Source organism: Erwinia sp. MYb416, assembly GCF_037479575.1.
Lineage (GTDB): Bacteria > Pseudomonadota > Gammaproteobacteria > Enterobacterales > Enterobacteriaceae > Erwinia > Erwinia rhapontici.
Window position 1 is genome coordinate 489154 of the sequence record NZ_JBBGYT010000439.1, and the last position, 18775, is coordinate 507928.

Consider the following 18775-nt stretch of genomic DNA (forward strand, 5'->3'; position numbering starts at 1 on the left):
CCAGATTTGTTGTTTTACAGCAGCGGACCCTCCTTCAATAATTGCCAGCAACTGATACCGTTCAAGGATGCATTATGGCTTACCGACTGAGCTTACTGGATAAAAGCCCCCTGGCTGAAGGCGAAACCGCGGCGGTTGCGCTGGCACGAACCCTGACCCTGGCGCAACGGGCGGAAGAACTGGGTTATCACCGCATCTGGCTGGCAGAACACCACAACACGGCCGCACTGGCCAGCCCGTCACCGGAAGTGCTGATCGCCTGGATCCTCGCCCACACGCGCCACATCCGTGTCGGTTCCGGTGGCGTGATGTTGCAGCACTACAGCCCGTATAAAGTCGCGGAAAACTTCAATTTGCTGGCATCACTGGCCCCTGGCCGCGTCGATTTGGGCGTGGGTAAAGCGCCGGGCGGTTTGCCGCTGTCCACGAAAGCATTACAGCAGGGTGTAAACGCGGAAGAGAAAGGGGATTTTGCCAGCCAGCTGCGCGCGCTGGATCAGTGGCTGAGCGCCTCCCCTGCCCCTGAAGGTGAAGACCAGCTGCTGGCCACGCCGGTACCACCGCGCCCGGCAACTCGTTTTCTGCTGGGTGCCAGCGAAGCCAGCGCTCAGCTGGCCGCCGAGCTGAACTGGCAGTTCGTGTTTGCCGCCCACCTGAATGGCGACAAGCAGGAACTGGAACGCGCCCTGACGGCTTACCGCACACACAGCAAAGGACAATCCGCGCTGCTGGCCGTGCAGGCCATTGTTGCCGATAGCGAAGCCGAAGCCGATCTGTTGGCGGCCGATTTACAGCACTTCCGCGTGCATGTGGATAACGGCCAAAGCGTCACGGTCGGCAATCTGGCCCAGGCCGAGGCCTTTATTCGCCAGTCCGGCGCGAAACAGTACCGGATTGAACCACGTGAATCCGCCGTACTGAAAGGCACCGCCGCACAGGTTCACGCCCATCTGGACGCGCTGCATCAGCGTTTCGGGGTGGAAGAATTCATTATTGATACCCCGATCAGTGCAGGTGTTCCACGCCTGAAATCCCTGCAACTGCTGGCCACCCACCAGCTGGTTGCCGCATAAGGAGCCGGACCATGAGCCACTCTCTTGCACAGCAGCTCGTCGCCTGGCGCCGTGAACTGCACCAGTATCCTGAGCTGTCGAACGAGGAGTTTGCCACCACGGAACGCATCACCGGCTGGCTGAAAGAAGCTGACATTACCCTCCTGCCTTTTGATCTGGCGACAGGCGTCGTGGCCGAAGTCGGTCAGGGTGAGCCGTTGATCGCCCTGCGTGCTGATATCGATGCCCTGCCGATTGAAGAGATCGTCCCGGTCGAATTCCGCTCGCAGCATCAGGGCGTGATGCACGCCTGCGGTCACGATGTGCACACCTCTGTGATTCTGGGTGCCGCAAAACTGCTTAAGGCCCGTGAAAAGAGCCTGCCCGGCCGCGTTCGCCTGCTGTTTCAACCGGCAGAAGAACGCTTTGGTGGCGCGAAAACGCTAATCAAAGCGGGTGCTTTACAGGACGTGGCAGCGATTTTCGGTATGCATAACGCCCCGGAACTGCCGGTCGGTACGTTTGAGACGCGTGGTGGCCCGTTCTACGCCAACGTGGATCGTTTTGACATCGACATTCACGGCAAAGGTGCCCATGCAGCCCGGCCGCAGGAAGGGGTGGATGCGATTGTGATCGCCAGCCAGATCGTCAGCGCCTTACAGACCCTGGTCAGCCGCAGTTACAGCCCGCTGGAATCCGTGGTGGTCAGCGTCACACGCATTGAGGGCGGCAATACCTGGAATGTGTTACCGCAGAAAGTGGTGCTGGAAGGCACAGTACGGACCCATAACGCGGCGATCCGCAGCGAGCTGCCGCAGCGCCTGCGCACGCTTATTGCAGGCATCGCCAGTGGCTTTGGTGCACGTGCCGACCTCAACTGGCATGCCGGCCCGCCGGCATTGATTAATACCGAGTACTGGGCCGAGTTCAGCAAACAGGTGGCTGCCCGTCAGGGTTACGCAGTGCAACATGCCGAACTGCAAATGGGGGGCGAAGATTTTGCCTTCTACCTGCATAACACGCCGGGCACCTTTGTCAGCATCGGCAGCAACAGTGAATTTGGTCTGCATCACCCTGGTTTTAACCCGGATGAAGCCCTGCTGTATCCCGCCGCAGAATACTTTAGCCAGCTGGCTGAAGCGGCGCTGAAGGACATCGCTTAACGGGCTGAGAACGGCCCGATTCATCTGCATTTTCACCATAATAAGAGTCATTCATCATGAAAAAATCATCCGTATTACTGGGCCTGCTCAGCGCGTCTTTGTGGCTTGGCACCACAGCAAATGCAGAAACCGTCAAGATTAACGGGACCGGGATCAGCGTCGAGGCCAATGCCACGCCGGTGCACGCGCCGCTGAATCCGGACGCCGTCAAACTGCTGCCGAAAGATCTTAAGCTGGCCGTACCGGGCAAGTTTACCGTCGCCGTTGCGGCACTGAACTCACCGCCACTGACGCTGTTCTCCGATGACAATAAAACCCTGCAAGGCAGTGAAGTGGATATCGCCCGCCTGGTGGCTGACAGCCTGGGGCTGGAGCTGAACGTGGTACCGACCTCATGGGAGGACTGGCCGCTGGGCGTCAGTTCCGGTAAGTATGACGCCGCCATCACCAACGTGACGGTGACCAAAGCGCGTAAAGAGAAGTTCGATTTCGCCACCTACCGTAAAGACTCCCTCGGTTTCTACGTGAAGTCTGACAGTAAAATCACCTCACTGACCAAAGCCGAAGATATCGCCGGGTTGCGCATTATAGTCGGCTCCGGCACCAACCAGGAAGCGATCCTGCTGGCGTGGGATGCCGAAAATCAGAAGAAAGGTCTGAAACCGTTCACGCCTAACTATGTGAAGGATGATGCTGCGCAAACGCTGGCACTGCAGTCCGGACGCGCCGATGCCTTCTTCGGCCCGAACGTGATCGGTGCATGGAAAGCCGCACTGACCGGAAAAACCAGGCTGGTGGGCAGCGTGGATGGCGGCTGGCCGAAAGCGGCCCATATCGCCGTAACGCTGAAGAAAGGTAACGGGCTGGTGACTGCCGTTAACGCCGCGCTAAATGGCGTGATCAAAGGGGGCGAGTACGACAAGGTGCTGAACCGCTGGGGCGAAGGCATTGAGCGTCTTGACCATTCTGAAATCAACCCGGAAGGCCTGGGCGACTAACGGAGGTCAGCATGAGCCATGAACAGTTCCGCCAGCTGTCGCCGGAGGCGCCTGAACTGGCGCCGATTATCGACGGGTTATTTGGTGAGTACAGCGCACGTTACGGTGACTTCTTTGCACGCGATGCCGAAGTCGAACTGACCGAATGGTATTTGTCGCCCCGGGGGATGTTTGTGGTGCTGGAGCGCGACGGGGACATTATTGCGATGGGCGCTTACAAGGCACTCGATGCCGAAACAGCAGAATTGAAACGCATCTGGACGCGCAGTGACCTGCGCCGCCAGGGCCTGGCCCTGAAGGTGCTGGTGGAGCTGGAACGCCGCGCCCTGCTGGCGGGTTATCGTCAGGTGTATCTGACCACCGGTTTCCGTCAGCCGGAGGCCGTGCGACTGTATCTGTCCCACGGTTATCAGCCGCAGTTTGATACCCGCCGTGACCCGGAAGAGTACAGCCTGCCACCGCATGATGGCCGCCTGCGCTTTACCAAGCCGTTGCACGAGAACGTCGATGCAGGAGCCGCCAATGAAACCCAGTGAAACCCTGCGCGTCGTGCCCGCACGCTACCCGCTGCGATTGGTGGGGGCGGTGATCGCGCTGTTTATTCTGGCCGTGGTGATCCAGTCCGTGGCGTTTAACCCACGCTGGGAGTGGTCAGTATTCGCTCAGTGGTTCTTTGCCCCGGCGATCCTCAGTGGTCTGGGCCAGACGCTGCTGCTGACGCTGATCGCCAGCCTGCTGAGTATCCTGCTCGGAGTGGGCCTTGCGCTGGCACGTCTCTCCCCTTCCTGGCTGCTCTCCGGGCTGGCGTTCGGTTATATCTGGCTGTTCCGCTCGCTACCGCTGATTGTGGTGCTGATTATTCTCTACAACTTCTCCTATCTGTACGACACGCTCTCACTGGGGATTCCGTTTACCCCGCTAACACTGATTGAGTATAAAACCATTGATGTGCTCGGGCAGTTCAGCACCGCGGTGATTGGGCTGACGCTGGTGCAGGCCGCCTATACCGCTGAGATTATTCGTGGCGGGATTTTAGGCGTGGATCAGGGGCAGTTTGAAGCCGCTGCCGCTCTTGGGTTACCGTCATCGCGCCGCACGCTGCGCATTATCCTGCCGCAGGCGCTGCGCTCCATCATTCCTACCGGCTTTAACGAAATCATCAGCCTCGCCAAAGGCACCGCGATGGTTTATGTGCTGGCGATGCCGGAGCTGTTTTACACCATCCAGATGGTTTACAACCGCACGCAGCAGGTGATCCCGCTGCTGATGGTGGCGGCCGTCTGGTATCTGCTGATCACCACGGTGTTATCGGTGTTCCAGCACTATGTGGAACGCTGGCTGGCCCGGGGGGCCACGCGTGAACCCGTTAGCCGCCTCGCCTCTGCGCGTCTGCGCGCCGCCGTTACCCCTGTCAGGAGCTAATCATGTCTGAAGCTATCGATCTGCACAGCGATGCCACTCTCGGTCATATTTCGATTGCCGGGGTGAGTAAAAGTTATGGCCGTTTCAAGGCGCTGGACGATGTGTCGCTGGAACTACCGCCCGGTTCCGTGACGGTGATCCTCGGTCCTTCCGGATCGGGAAAGTCCACCCTGCTGCGGGCAATCAATCATCTTGAGCGCGTGGATGAAGGTTTTATCCGTATTGATGGCGACTATATTGGCTATCAGCGTAAAGGCAATAAGCTGTATGAGCTGAAGGAAAAAGCGATCCTCAAACAGCGTATCGGCGTGGGCTATGTGTTCCAGAATTTCAATCTGTTCCCCCACCTGACGGTGCTGGAAAACATTATTGAAGCGCCGCTGGCCCATAAGCAACTGTCACGCGCCGATGCCGAAGAACGGGCTTTGCAGCTGCTCGACACGGTCGGTCTGCGCCATAAAGCCGATGCCTGGCCGCGCCATCTTTCTGGCGGGCAGCAACAGCGAGTGGCGATTGCCCGCGCGCTGGCGCTGAATCCGAAGGTGATTCTGTTTGATGAACCCACGTCGGCGCTGGACCCGGAGCTGGTCGGCGAGGTACTCGATACCATTAAGCAGCTGGCGCGCTCCGGCACAACGCTGGTCGTGGTCACGCACGAGATCGGTTTCGCCCGCGAGGTGGCGGATAATGTGGTGTTTATGGTGGAAGGGAAAATTGTGGAGCAAGGCAGCGCCGGGCAGGTGTTGAACCAGCCGCAGCATCCGAGGACCCGTCGTTTTCTGGCGAAGGTGTTGTAATAAGTCAACACCACCATAGGGTCGGGGTACGCCGCGACCTCATCGACAACGGGCGAGGCATGCCTCACCCCGACGAAAACCTTTATCTGTCACGGGCGAGGCGTGCCTCGCCCCTACGAAAACCTTTACCTGCCACGGGCGAGGCGTGCCTCGCCCCTACGAAAACCTTTACCTGCCACGGGCGAGGCGTGCCTCGCCCCTACGAAAACCTTACCGCGCCCCTAGACTAATGTATCCGTCCTTTTCACGGCATCCAGCGTAGCCTGATCGCGTTCATCCCCTGTCAATTCACTCAGTGTGCCGTCACGCATCTCCAGCAGGCGATCCGCATGCAGGAAATAATGGTCATCATGACTGATGGCAAACACCGTTTTCCCCAGTGACTGCAACCACGGCAACAGCTCGCGATAGAAGATGCGGCGGAAGTGCGGGTCCTGATCGGCGGCCCACTCGTCAAGCAACAGGATATCGCGCTGCTCTGCCGTCGCCAGCAGCAGCGCAAGGCGCTTGGTCTGCCCCTTCGACAGCTTCAGGTTCAGCACGCGGTTGCCTTCCAGCTTGATTTTATCCTGCATTTTAAGGCGTTCCAGCCAGTTCTGCACCAGCGCAGGGTCAATCGCCTGCCCCTGATCATCAATCAGGCGGTCAAACAGATGCACATCGGTAAACACCGCCGAAAACAGGCGACGATAGCTCTCCATTGAGGACGCTTCCACCACCTGGCCATCCAGCAGAATGTCGCCAGACACCGGCTGATATAACCCGGTCAGCAGCATCGCCAGCGTGGATTTCCCACTGCCGTTACCGCCAATCAGGAACACCAGTTCGCCACGCTTAAGCGTCATGTTCACCGGGCCAACGTGGAAACCGTTATCGCCGTAATGGAACATCAGATTACGCAGTTCCAGCGTCTGCCAGTTTTTCGCCGCCGGAAGCTGCGGGAACTCAGCTTCATAAGGCGCCAGATTAAAGGTGTTCAGCTTGTCGAAGGCTACCTGTGCAGTCAGCAGCGTGGGCAGTGCTCCCACCGCTGAAAGCATCGGCGTGCGCAGGAACAGCAGGGTCAGCGAGTAGGTCGCCGCCACCGCGGTATCGGCCCAGCCAAGGCTGTTCGCCAGGTAAAATGCCAGCCCGATGGCGCCCAGCATCATGATATTCGACCAGTTCACCGCGCTCAGATGGTAAGTATCGGCCCGCACAATATGGTGACGATAGGTCTTTGCATCTTCGCTGTAGACGTTTTCAAAGATCTGCTGCGCGCGCTGACGGTTCAGCGCCAGCTCTTTACGCCCTTCAATAATAATCTGGAAGTCGTGATACAGACGGTCTTCCGTGTCGCGCAGCACCGCCATATGTTGATAAACGCGTGCCACCAGCAGCCAGCCGCCGATAATCGTCACCGCCACCCACACGGAGGTCACCACCATCATTTTCGGTGACAGCCAGGCCAGATAGGCCGCAGAGCCGATCGTCAGGATGATCCCCTGAATCAGTTCCGGCAGGCGCACAAAAGCAATGGTGATATTGCGCACATCACTGGTCAGGCTGGCCAGCAGTTGAGCGTTACCAATCTGTTCAATGCGCTCAACCCGCGTGTCGAGAATACGTTTGATAAATTCGCCGCGCAGACGATAGACGAAATGGTGGCCCAGCATGGTCAGCGCCAGCTGTGAACCCAGCGTAACCGCCATCAGCAGCAGCAGCAGTCCGAGAAACTGCGGTAACACCATCACAGAGGAATTAAGGGTGACGATCAGTTCGCGGTTAATGAAAGCAATCAGTCCAATCCCCAGCGCGGCGCTAAGAAGGCTGAGCACGATCACCAGAATAAACGGCCAGCGATACTGCTTATAAACAACGTGAAGCAACTCCATGAAAACGTCCCGGCAGGTAAAAAACAGCTTGCAGTTTAATGAGAAGCAAGACGAGATCAATAACAATTCTCATTCGGGAACGTTTACACGCGGGCTAGCGGGCGCGGCGAAAGGTCAGATTGAAGCGAAAAGGCCCGGTGAGCGGATGGATGCCGGGTTTGAGCGGCAGAATACCGTGGTAACGCAGACGTGATGGCCCGCCCCAGACCACCACATCCCCCTGCTCCAGCAGCACGCGCTGGCAGGCGTCAGCGCGCTCAAAACCACCAAATAAAAAGACCGCTGGCAGCCCCAGCGATACGGACACAATAGGCTGACGCAGATCGCGTTCATCTTTGTCCTGATGCAGGGTAAGCTTTGCCCCCGGTTCGTAGCGGTTGATCAGACAGGCATCGGGGGAAAAACCACTAAACCCGGCTTCAGCGGCGCAGGTCACGGCCAGCTCCCGGAAGGAAGCGGGCATCGCGGGCCAGCGCTTGCCGCTGACGTCGTCCTGGGCGCTGTACTGGTAACCGCGTGAGTCCGTAGACCAGCCAAGATCGCCGCAGTTGGTCATCGCCACTGACATCTTATGGCCGCCGGGCGTGATGCGATGTTCAAAAGGATTCTGCGCAGCAATCTGGTTCACCTGTGCCATCAGCTCTGCGGCGCTGTCACGAACGCGGCGGCGCAGGATCACCGCGCCGTCCATCAGCGGTTCTTGCCACGGGGCATCATCGGCAAACAGATCGAGCATCGGAACTCCTTCGCGTATCAGTGTGGAGAGGATGGCGGGATAAAGGCCGCAAACTGTGGCGACATCCAGTGGCTGAAATGATCACCCTCTTTGAAAATCAGATAGACCGCCAGCTTATCACGCAATGCCAGTGCTTTGGCCTTCTCGGTACCCAGCACCATCAGCCCGGTGTCCCAGCCATCGGCTTCCAGCGCCGTGGTGGCAATCACCGTGACAGAGACCAGCTTATGCTGAATGGGGCGACCCGTTGACGGGTCAATCACGTGTGAGATGCGTTTTCCTTCCAGCTCATAATAGTTGCGATAGCTACCGGAGGTGCTGATACCGTGCCCCTGAAGGTCGACAATCGCCTGAACGGCGTTCTCCTGATCGGTCGGTTTCTGGATCGCCACCTGCCACGCATTGCCCTGGGCATTTTTGCCGCGCGTCAGCACCGCGCCGCCCACCGACACCAGATAATGGTTAATCCCCTGCTGCTCCATCAGCCGCGCCAGATGGTCGGTGGCAAAACCTTCACCGACGGTCGAGAGATCAACATACAGCTCAGGCAGGTCTTTCTGCAGCCAGGATTGCCCGGCACGGTTGATTACCTGTAAATGTTCCAGCCCGGTCAGCGCACGGGCAGCATCAATCTGCGGCGGTGTCGGCGTCTTCAGAGGCTGTTTATCCGGCCCAAACCCCCACAGGTTAACCAGCGGACCCAGGGTGATATCCATCGCGCCTGAGGTCTGCTGCCCGATGCGTAACGACAGCGTGATGATATCGGCCATGTTGTTACTGATGGGCTGCGGCGCACTGCCGCGATACTGGTTAAAACGTGACAAAACCGAATCACTTTTCCAGGTGGAAAGTTCGTGGTCATCGTTATCCAGCTGCTGCTGTATCGCTTTTTGCAGGGCGTCACGACGCTCAGGCGCGACGCCCGCCAGGCTCACCCTCCAGAATGTTCCCATTGTTTTACCTTCGAGCACCATCCCTTCAGATCCCGCTGATGGCTTAGGATTGTCACAGGACGCCAGCAAGTAAACCACCATCAAACCTAAAAAAAACCGCCATTTACTCTTCATATCAACCTGTAACCTTGATTAAAAACTGGTCCGAACCGTGCTTTACCGCAGGGAAAACTCGGACTCGATGCCTTGATCTTACCGCCATTGCTCACCAGGATGGTAGCTGTACAGGGCACTCGTGACGCCCATCATTCACTCTTAAAGGAGAGCCATAATGATCTATTACGTGCTTCTCATGGCTTCAATCGCCCTGATTATCTTTGCAGGCTTTAAGCATTACAAGCAGACACACGTCCGACAGTTACCGCGTCCGCGTCACCGCTAACACGGTATGCCAGACTCCCCCGGCCGCACCGGGGTGAGTTCACCGGCACCATCCTGGTGCATCATGCCTCTCTCTGAGCCGCGCACAGTATCACAAGCCACCTGAACCGCCCCTCAATCCCCTCTCCCCCAACCTGGCACGTTTTCTGCTTGATAACCCTTATTGTTCAGAATGAGGAAAGGTCATGCGCAACAAAAATGCGGTCAAAGAAAACCAGGCCCGACGTCGTCTGTTGAGATTTTCACTGCTGACGCTCGGAGGAGCAGGACTGGAAGGCAGTACGCAGCATTTCGCCGGGAAAGAAGAAGGAGAAGAGAGCGATAAAAAAGTGGCCGTGATGGCCGCCTGAACCTGGCATGATCAAAAAAGCCGCCTCTGCGTCATATCACGCAGAGGCGGCTTTTTATTGTGCCTCAGGCTTATCGCGGCCAGGAAAATGGCCGTATCAGGTGAGGATTAGAACTGGTAAACCAGGCCTACAGCCACCACGTTGTCGGTATTGATACCGGCAGCCTGGGTGAAGTTGTTGTCATCCAGCAGATTGATCTGGTAATCCGCATAGGTCGACATGTTTTTGTTGAAGTAGTAAGTCGCGCCGACATCGATGTACTGTTTCAGGTTCTGGGTGCCCCAGTTCTGAATATCGGTTCCGCGTGAAGTCACGTAAGCCAGTGACGGACGCAGACCAAAGTCGAACTGATACTGTGCAACCAGTTCCCAGTTTTCTGCTTTATCGGCAAAGCCGTAGGCGGCCGGATTATCCGTGCTGCCGAAGCGAGTCGCGTTGTACGATTTGGTGTACATGGCTGCCAGGTAAACGTTGTTCGCGTCATATTTCAGACCACCGGTGTAAGCTTCTGCTTTGTCACCGTTGCCCAGCAGCGCATTGCTGTTCTGGGTATTGGTGCGGTCAGAAGAGAACATGGCAGCACCAGCGCTGAAGCCCGCACCGATGTCGTAGGTGGCAGAAAGGCCATATCCATCGCCGTTCTGTGCGGTAGCGCTACGGTTGCCCGCCACTTCAGCATCGCTGTCATTTTTACCCTGGTACTGTACGGCGAAGTTCAGGCCTTCGACCAGACCAAAGAAGTTGTTGTTACGGTAGGTCGCCATGCCCGAGCCGCGCTGGAACATGAAGTTATCTGCACCGTAGGTATCGCCACCGAACTCTGGCAGTACGTCGGTCCATGCGCCGATGTCGTATGCCACGCCGTAGTTACGACCATAATCGAATGAGCCAGCGTCACCGAATTTCAGACCGGCAAAACCAACGCGGGTATAGCTGTTCGCTGTTCCCTGGGCTTCAGCGGTGTTCAGGGCTGCCTGATATTCCCACTGACCGTAGCCGGTCAGCTGGTCGGAAATCTGGGTTTCACCTTTGAAGCCGAAACGCAGATAAGACTGGTCGCCATCTGAACCGGAGTCGTCTGAGAAGTAGTGCAGACCATCAACTTTACCGAACAGATCCAGTTTGTTGCCGTCTTTGTTATAGATTTCTGCCGCACCCGCTGAACCTGCTACCAGCAACGCCGGGACCATCAGAGAAAGAACGCGAAGTTTCATTTTTTAATACCCTCTCGATTATAAGTCTTATATTGCCACTGCGTGCTGTAGGTAAAAATTAAGCACTTAGTGTCATGTTAAGCTTGGGAGAGTAATAATCCATCAAGAAAATGATACTAAATCACATAAAATGTTTCTTAAGGGGGTAAACACATTTCTTAATGTAAATAAAGCGGAACTTTTACGCAGCACAAATAGATAACTAATTGCGCACTTAAAGACAAAAAATAAGATTCGTCTTATAATTCATTGCATTACACCTACATGTAACAATGCGCACTGATTGATAAAATTATTCTGCCATGAAGCAGTATTATTAGCGCGCTATCATCATTTATTGAATTATTATCTTCATTCACCCCGAATGAGTTGCACCACCTATTAATATTGCCAGGCTTTGTGCCTGGCATTTTTTTACGTATTTTATTCCCCTGCGAAATTATTCTTTCCTGGTATTATCTGGCGACGAAAATCTAGCGTTCGCGCATCGACTCTTTAACTTTATTCAGCGGTTTAATCAGATAATCCATGACGGATTTCTGGCCGGTTTTAATCTCTACGTTCGCGACCATCCCCGGCACGATCGGGAATTTTCGTCCGGCTTTGTTGGTCAGTTCGGCCTTGTCGGTACGCACATAAACCCGGTAATAGTACTGGTCACGTTTGACCTCATCCTGCAAGGTATCGGGTGATACCGTCTCCACTTCACCGCGCAGATCGCCATAGATTGACGAATCATACGCCGTCACTTTGACCGTGGCGGGCAGCCCCGGACGGATATAGGCGATATCACGCGGGTTAATGCGTGTTTCGATCAGTAGCTGGTCCTCAAGGGGGACAATCTCCATCAGCTTACCGCCGGGTTGCAACACGCCGCCCACGGTGGTGACCTGAATATCTTTAACGATGCCGCGTACCGGTGAGTAAATAGTGGCGCGGGTCAGTTGATCCTCTTTCCCGGTCATCACCTGTAATTGTGCATCCAGGTCCGCGTTGTTCTTCACCTGCTCTTCGCGTGCGCGTACCGCGTAGTCATTACGTGCCTCATCTATTTTTCCCTGAAGCTCAGCGACCTGACGGCGCAGGCGGATCACTTCCACCTCACCCGCCGCCCCTTTCGCCACCAGCGGCTGGGTCATGCGCAGCTCATCCTGAACCAGTTTTTTTGACTGCTCCAGATTGCTGACGGTCTCTTGCAAATTACGCCGCCGCGACTGGTAAAGTTGCGTTTCACGCGCCACCAGATCCGGCTCTTTCAGCGTTTCGGCACTGAATTTCAGCGGCGCGCCCGTCAGTTCAGCGGTTAAGCGTTCGGCCGATCCGCGCAGCGTTCGCGCGCGTGATGCCGCCTCACCAAAGTTGGACTGAAAACGCGTCGGGTCAAGTTTTGCCAGCACCTGCCCTTTCTCGACGATATTGCCTTCATGGACGTTGAGCTGGTCGACGATGCCGCCATCCAGACTTTCAATCACCTGCGCACGACTGAGCGGCGTGACCTTGCCCGTTCCCACCGTCACTTCATCAAGAATGGCGAAATGTGCCCAGACAAAAAACAGCACCAGCGCGGCAGTACAGACCCAGATGATGGCCGAGGTGCGCCGTTCATTCTGTTTCAGACTGCGATCCATCAATACAAGGCTCATGCGGCATCTCCTCTTGCACTGGCCGCCGGCGGTTGGGCCTGTGCCGTCTGCGCGGTAGCACGTTTCAGGATGTCATCTTTCGGGCCATCAGCAATCACGCGGCCGTTATCCATGACAATAATGCGATCGACCATTTTCAGCAGCGCCGGGCGATGCGTCACCAGTATCAGGGTGCGCCCACTCAGCCAGCCTTTCATCTGACTGATCACATGTTCTTCCAGCTGTTCATCCATCGACGCGGTGGGTTCGTCCATCAGCACCACCTGCGGCTGGCGCAGGATCATACGGCTGAGCATCACCATCTGGCGCTGCCCGCCGGAGAGTCCGCGTCCGCCCTCATTAATAATGCGGTCCAGGCTGGCCGCATCCTGCTGCACCAGGCTCAGTGCACCGCTGACGCGTAGCGCCTGTAACATATCCTGCTCGCTGGCGTGGGGGTTGCCCAGCATCAGGTTCTGGCGCAGGGTGCCGAAGAACAGACGAGAATCCTGTGACAACCAGCCCAACTGTCGCCGCAGGTCAACCGGGTCAATGCGGCGTAAGTCCACGCCGTCGACGATCACTTTGCCCTGGGTCGCCATCGCCTGCCCGGCCAGCAGTTTCAGCAGCGTCGACTTCCCGGCCCCCACACGTCCCAGGATAGCGATGCGTTCACCGGGTTTAATTTGCAGCTGGTTAATGGTGATCACGTTTTTCACGTTTTCTTCATCGTAGCTGTACTGCACGCCACGCAGATCGTAGTGACCGGTCAGCGTTGGGCAGTGCGCCATTTCTCCCTCTTCCGGCTGGTCGAGCGGTTTCTTCAGCAATTCATCCAGCCCGTTCATCGCACTTTTCGCATGTTGCCAGCGCGAGAACACCATCGTCAGCTGCATCAGCGGCGCAATGGTGCGCGAAGAGAGCATACTGCTCGCCACCAGCGTACCGGTGGTGATCTGACCATCGAGCACCAGATAGACCCCAAACACCAGCATGCTGGCGTAGGTCAGTTGCTGCACGCTTGACGCCCAGCCCGTGAGGCGCGCGCCCCACAGACGCTGCTGCATGCCAATCGCGGCGCTCACTTCGTGCGTCTGCTCCCACTGACGCTGGAAATAGGGTTCAGCCTGCAGTGATTTAATATCTTCAATACCTTCAATGGTTTCCACCAGGATGGCGTTACGCAATGCCCCTTCGCGTAATCCCTCTTTGGCCAGTTTCGCCATAGGAATCTGGATCAGCAGGCCGGGAATGACGATCAGCGGGATCGCCAGCAGCGGCACGATCACCAGCGGGCCGCCAATAAACGCCATAATAAACAGGAACAGGATGACAAACGGCATATCCGCCGCCGCCCCCACGGTGGTGGAGGTCAGCAGCTCACGCACCTGATCAATTTCACGCAGCTGGGAGATAAACGATCCGGTGGATTTTGGTCGCGCCTCGTTACGGATATTCATCGCACGCGCAAACAGCATGGAAGAGACTTTCAGGTCGATGCGTTTTCCCATCATGTCAGACACCTGCGTACGCATCAGACGGATGAGATATTCGATCACGGCGGCAATCAGTACGCCGCCAAACAGCACCCACAGCGTGGCTTCTGACTGCGCGGGGATCACCCGGTCATAGATCTGCATGGAGAACAGAATCCCCGCCAGCGCCAGCACGTTACCCACGATCGAGGCCAGGGAAATCTCACCGATTTTGCGCCCCATTCCCTGGAAGTTCTGCCAGAACCAGTGCTTTTTATACGGCTGGACGAACTCATCAATACGCGCATCGCGCCCACGTGCCGCCACGCCGATAATCCCCACCTCTTGCTGACTTTGTGCCAGCAGCAGCGCCAGTTCGGTTTCACGCACCACGTCACCGCCGTCACTGAGCCAGTAACGGGCATTGCCTTCACCATCAATGGCTTCAATCACCACCACACTGCCGCTCTCCATAATCAGCACCACGGGCGTCACTTCCTGACGCCAGCGGATTTTGTCACGCGGTGTCATAGTGAGATGCAGCCCGAGCAGCCCCGCCAGTCGCTCCAGCTGCTGCGGCGGCGTGAGGTGCTCAAACCAGCGCATCTGCTGTCGCAGTGTTTTACCATCAGCCGGTTTACCGAAGCGGGCGGCCACACGCAGCATGGCATCGATCCAGTTTTCCGTGGTTGCGGTTTGTTTAGTCATAAAAAACGGCCTTATCTGGTTGTCTTACGAGCGCCGCATCACAGCGACGGCAGCGTTTGTCCACTGTTCTTTTCCCGGTCAATGCCCAAAATATCCAGCAGATTATCCACCGCTGCGGCATAACGAACCGTGGCATCCCAGCCATCGTAGAGCGCCGTCAGGCGGCTGCTGTCAGCCTGAAAGACATCCTGCTCAACACTCAGCAGGTCGTTCAGGCTACGCTTATTCAGTTTGTATTCATCGGCATACACCTCACGGGTATGATCTGCACTGCTCAACTGCTGCTCACCGGCCTCTTTACGCTGTTGCGCGCCAATCATGTCGGCATAGGCCGTAGAGGCATTCTGGTTGATTTGCAGTTTTGACTGCTGGATGGCGGCCTCAGCCGCTTCACGATCGCCCTCAGCGGCACGAGTTTTGGCGTTCACCAGCCCGCCCTGATACAGCGGCGCTTCTACCTGCAATTGCAGTTCGTCATCCCAGTAGGATCGGCTGTCATTTTCATAACGGGTGCGGCCAGCCTGGACTTTAATGGTCGGCCAGTGGTTGGATGAGGCCTGGCGCACACGCTCCAGCGCCGCCTCTTGCTTCGCCTGCGCACTGCGCACGGCAGCGCTTTTCTCATAGGCGATTTTGTCCAGTGTCACCTGCTGGTTCAGCAACGCCTGTGGCAGTTCTGGCAGGTTTTCAGACGTTACGCCCGTCAGCACGGTCAGCTGCGCACGCGCCGATCGCGCCTGTGCGCGATACTGCTCCATGCTGGCGTTCATACCGGCAATGCGGGTTTGTGCCTGCAGGACATCAGACTGGGAACTTAGCCCGGCATCTGCACGCAGTTTTGCCATGTCCCTGACACGCTGCAAAGACGCGATATTCAGACGCGCGGCATCCACCAGCGCCTGGTAGCGTTTCACTGCCAGATACGCCTGAAGGGTGTCCTGCGCCACGGTGGTCATGGTGTCATAAAGCGCATAGCGGTAGGCATCGGACAGCTTGTGCTGCTCGTCGATTGCCCCCCCGGTACGGCCAAAGTCATACAGCAACTGGCTGAGGGTGATGCCACCCGAACCGCTGTTATTCAGGCTGCCGGAGGAGTCGGTCTGGTGCGATCGCCCGCCGCTGGCTGCCAGCGACACCTGGGGATACCAGGCGCTTTTCGCCGCATCCAACTCGGCCTCACCGACGCGGATCTGTGCAGCGGCTTCAGAAATTTTGGGATTACGTGCAAAGGCTCGCAGGATAGCGTCACGCAGCGTCAGGCTGGCAATCTGCTCTTCCGTGGGTGCTGCGCGCCAGTTAAATGCCGCAACAGGTTCCTCTTTCGCCGCCAGTGCGCTCTGCCCAACCAGACAGGTTGTGAAACACAGCAATATCACCCTATTTTTCATCCAGACACCTGTGATCATTATGTTCCGGGCCAGAGGCGGGAAATACCCCGCCTCTTCTGCCCCCAATTAAGCGGTTTGTAACTGCAATTGATGCTGCGTCAGCACGTCTGCCAGCGTGCTTTCCTGAAGGGGAGCGTGATACACATCCGACATCGGTTCGCTGCTGCCCCCCGGTAACACCTGTGACCAGACACCACTGTCGGTGGTACTGAGCGCCACCGGGCTGTCCCCGGTCAGGAGCAGTGACTGAACGGCGGTGAGGTCGTCCTGCGTTGTCGCGGCCACCAGCGCATCGCTCTGCGTTGCCAGACCCAGACTGGCGAGTTGCAGCGATCCGCTGTCCGTCGCATTCCCCAGATCAACGTGGATCTGGTCAGACTGTTCAACCCAGTTACCGGCACCGTCCGAGGTACCAAAATAGATATAATTCAGCCCGTCATGCACATTGGAACCGGACAGCGGCACGGTGATGCTCCAGTGGTGATCCTCCGTCAGGGTCGCGCTGTAATACGGATAGTCATCCACCCGGATGCTGATCAAGTTAATGGGGAAGGTATCGGCGAAGGTGCCGCCAATGGTGACGTACTCCTGGCCGTCAACCACGCTAACGTCCGCCGGGGTGACGTCATCGACGGTGAAACCAATTTTGCTGGTGTAATGACTGAGCAACAGGACATCGCGGGTGGCGCTGGTGCTGTTGCCATTGGGGTCGGTAGCGCTGAAGGTAAAGGTATATTTACCGTCGGTGATCGCCGCCAGTTCGCTGTCATTGATCGACACGCGCCAGATATTGTCGCTGGCGACGTTGCCATAATAGGTTTTACCCGCAAGATCCAGTGTAACCACCGTGCCGGAAGGCAGGTTGCTGGAGGTGCCCCACATTTCAAGCCCATAGATCCCTTCACGGTAGTTGACGGCATCATCGGTGGAGATGGGGTCAATGCTCAGTGACGGCAGGGTATCAACAGAGGTTGCGAGGGTGATGTTGTGCGCCGTAGATGTGCTGTTACCCGCGGCATCACTCAGGCTGGCCTGCACGCGATAGACGCCATCGTCCAGCCCCTGAAGCGCGCTGGCCGGGATAGCCAGATTCCATGTGCCACTGCTGCTCACCACCGCGTGCCAGGTTTGCTCATTGAACAGCACATCCACGGTCCGTCCCGCTTCGCCCCAGGCCGAACCGCTAATCAGCAAATCGTCACCCTTTTCACTGGCATCAATCACGTCATCGCCCGAAATCTCATTCATGGTGATTTGTGGGTCGCTGGTGTCGATAACAATCGGCGTGCTGCTGCTGCCCTGCTGGCCCCAGCCATCGGTGGCGGTGACCACAATGGTGCTTTCCCCCTGGCCCATCAAATACAGGGCGTACGAATCAGGACTCAGTGACCAGTTACCGTCGTTGTCCACCGTGGCGTTGTAGTTTTCTTCACCCATCGTCACCACCACCTTCTGCCCACTGCCGGTCGATCCCGTGCTGCCGGTCAGGGTCTGCTGCGTTGCCAGCTCGGCACTGTTCAGGATGCCATCGCCAAACGGCAGGTCGAGGGTGGGATGCGGCGGCTCACCGATGGGCGTCAGCGGCTCAACGGTAATCACTTTATTTGCGGTCGACGTACCGCCGCTGGCGTTAACGAAGCTGATACTGATGGTGTTGCTGCCGTCGGGCAGCGCCTGGAGATCTGCGGCAGGCAGGATGACGCTCCAGCTGCCATCGCTGGCAATCTGCGTGCTGTAAGTGTGCGCATTCAGGCTGACGGTCAGGGTGCTGCCTGCGGCAATATTGGTGGAGGTCCCGCTGAAGGTTTGATCGCTCTGGCGCTCGTCAGCACTGATCACCGCATCACCCGTCAGCGGGGTCACGGTGAGTGACGGGCTGCCGCCCGTTCCTGTGCTGCTCTCCGGTGGCACAACCACCGGGGTGTCACCGCCGCTGGCAGGCGCACTCTGACTGCTGCTGTCATCGTTGCTGCTGTGATGGCTGGCCAGCGCCACGCCACCGCCGACCCCGGCCAGTCCGAGTAGCCCCAGACCAACGGCCGTCAGGGTTCCACTGCTCTCCGCTGCGGCGGGCGCGCCGAGCAGCGCATCAACGCTGGCCAGTGCCTGATAGGTTGGTGTCAGCGGCGTTGCGGCATCGGTAGTATTCAGCCCGCTGCTGAACAGCGCATGCTGCGGCGGGTTCACCCCGTCATCAAACAGCAGTTCACTTTGTTCGCCGTCGGTGGCCGTGAAGAAATGCTGATAGCGCACCGTGCTGCCATCACGCATGTGAAGGATCAGATCGTCGCCCTGCTGTTGATACTCAACAACGGAGGTGGTCGGTGCGTGAATTTTCACCAGCGAAGGCTGATCAAGCCGCACGGTTTGAGACGTATGGGGCTGGCTCTGAGACAGCAGTTTTCCGCTATCGCGAGAGAGTATATCGACGAAGCCAGATGCAGGCTGAGTCATGGTGTTTCCCCTTGTGTACCCGGTAAAGTGAGTAAGCGTTTGCGAAGAAAAGCCCAGCCAGAGGCCGTTTTTTTCACGCAAAACATCAGCCAGCGCTACAAAAATAGCGCCGAGCGTCACCCGGTGTACAACGGATCACAATGCAATCCATACAAGGAAAAATGGTTAAAATAGCTATTATAGTAGCG

The 18775-nt window shown here is 57.2% G+C and carries 14 protein-coding genes and 1 pseudogene; 7 read left to right on the top strand and 8 right to left on the bottom strand.

Annotated elements, in window-relative coordinates; all coding sequences use genetic code 11:
- The first annotated feature begins 74 nt into the window (after positions 1-74).
- The 6 genes and pseudogenes from WH277_RS21055 to WH277_RS21080 all read left to right on the top strand — a co-directional run bounded on the left by WH277_RS21055 (position 75) and on the right by WH277_RS21080 (position 5432).
- Positions 75-1073 carry an LLM class flavin-dependent oxidoreductase gene (locus WH277_RS21055; RefSeq protein WP_339506774.1) on the top strand — a complete coding sequence of 333 codons (999 nt, stop codon included), beginning with the start codon at positions 75-77 and terminating at the stop codon, positions 1071-1073.
- Positions 1074-1084: 11 nt separating this feature from the next.
- The gene (locus tag WH277_RS21060) at positions 1085-2215 is read left to right on the top strand and encodes a M20 peptidase aminoacylase family protein (RefSeq protein ID WP_159336297.1); all 1131 of its coding nucleotides are present in this window, start codon (positions 1085-1087) and stop codon (positions 2213-2215) included.
- 44 nt (positions 2216-2259) lie between these two features.
- Positions 2260-3213 (top strand): annotated as a pseudogene (locus tag WH277_RS21065) (ABC transporter substrate-binding protein); the annotation flags it as partial.
- A gap of 11 nt (positions 3214-3224) precedes the next feature.
- The gene (locus WH277_RS21070) at positions 3225-3749 is read left to right on the top strand and encodes a GNAT family N-acetyltransferase (RefSeq protein ID WP_133841438.1); all 525 of its coding nucleotides are present in this window, start codon (positions 3225-3227) and stop codon (positions 3747-3749) included.
- Positions 3736-4635, top strand: a complete 900-nt coding sequence (locus WH277_RS21075; RefSeq protein ID WP_167863602.1) for an amino acid ABC transporter permease — start codon at positions 3736-3738, stop codon at positions 4633-4635. Before WH277_RS21070 ends, WH277_RS21075 begins: the two co-directional genes overlap by 14 nt.
- Before the next feature lie 2 nt (positions 4636-4637).
- Positions 4638-5432, top strand: a complete 795-nt coding sequence (locus WH277_RS21080) for an amino acid ABC transporter ATP-binding protein (protein ID WP_133841436.1) — start codon at positions 4638-4640, stop codon at positions 5430-5432.
- Between the two features lie 221 nt (positions 5433-5653).
- Here the strand turns inward: WH277_RS21080 and WH277_RS21085 are convergent, their stop codons facing one another.
- From WH277_RS21085 to apbE, 3 genes are all read right to left on the bottom strand, one after another.
- The gene (locus tag WH277_RS21085; RefSeq protein WP_133841435.1) at positions 5654-7306 is read right to left on the bottom strand and encodes a multidrug ABC transporter permease/ATP-binding protein; all 1653 of its coding nucleotides are present in this window, start codon (positions 7304-7306) and stop codon (positions 5654-5656) included.
- A 94-nt stretch (positions 7307-7400) separates the two neighbouring features.
- The gene (gene alkB, locus WH277_RS21090) at positions 7401-8042 is read right to left on the bottom strand and encodes a DNA oxidative demethylase AlkB (protein WP_133841434.1); all 642 of its coding nucleotides are present in this window, start codon (positions 8040-8042) and stop codon (positions 7401-7403) included.
- 17 nt (positions 8043-8059) lie between these two features.
- Positions 8060-9109, bottom strand: a complete 1050-nt coding sequence (apbE, locus tag WH277_RS21095; protein ID WP_339506777.1) for an FAD:protein FMN transferase ApbE — start codon at positions 9107-9109, stop codon at positions 8060-8062.
- Positions 9110-9561: 452 nt separating this feature from the next.
- Between apbE and WH277_RS21100 the strand changes: the two genes are divergently transcribed.
- Positions 9562-9726: a hypothetical protein gene (locus tag WH277_RS21100; protein WP_159336293.1), complete on the top strand. Its 165-nt coding sequence runs from the start codon at positions 9562-9564 to the stop codon at positions 9724-9726.
- A 107-nt stretch (positions 9727-9833) separates the two neighbouring features.
- Here WH277_RS21100 and ompC read toward each other — a convergent pair whose 3' ends face one another.
- The 5 genes from ompC to WH277_RS21125 form a co-directional block, all read right to left on the bottom strand.
- Complete coding sequence (ompC, locus tag WH277_RS21105) at positions 9834-10940, bottom strand: porin OmpC (protein WP_133841432.1); 1107 nt, start codon at positions 10938-10940, stop codon at positions 9834-9836.
- A gap of 473 nt (positions 10941-11413) precedes the next feature.
- Complete coding sequence (locus WH277_RS21110; RefSeq protein WP_339506779.1) at positions 11414-12583, bottom strand: HlyD family efflux transporter periplasmic adaptor subunit; 1170 nt, start codon at positions 12581-12583, stop codon at positions 11414-11416.
- Complete coding sequence (locus tag WH277_RS21115) at positions 12580-14745, bottom strand: type I secretion system permease/ATPase (protein ID WP_133841430.1); 2166 nt, start codon at positions 14743-14745, stop codon at positions 12580-12582. Before WH277_RS21115 ends, WH277_RS21110 begins: the two co-directional genes overlap by 4 nt.
- 38 nt (positions 14746-14783) lie before the next feature.
- Positions 14784-16133, bottom strand: coding sequence for a TolC family outer membrane protein (locus WH277_RS21120; protein WP_133841429.1), 1350 nt, complete (start codon positions 16131-16133; stop codon positions 14784-14786).
- 66 nt (positions 16134-16199) lie between these two features.
- A complete protein-coding gene (locus WH277_RS21125) occupies positions 16200-18587 on the bottom strand; it encodes a BapA prefix-like domain-containing protein (RefSeq protein ID WP_339506781.1) in 2388 nt (795 codons plus the stop codon).
- Positions 18588-18775: the final 188 nt, after the last annotated feature.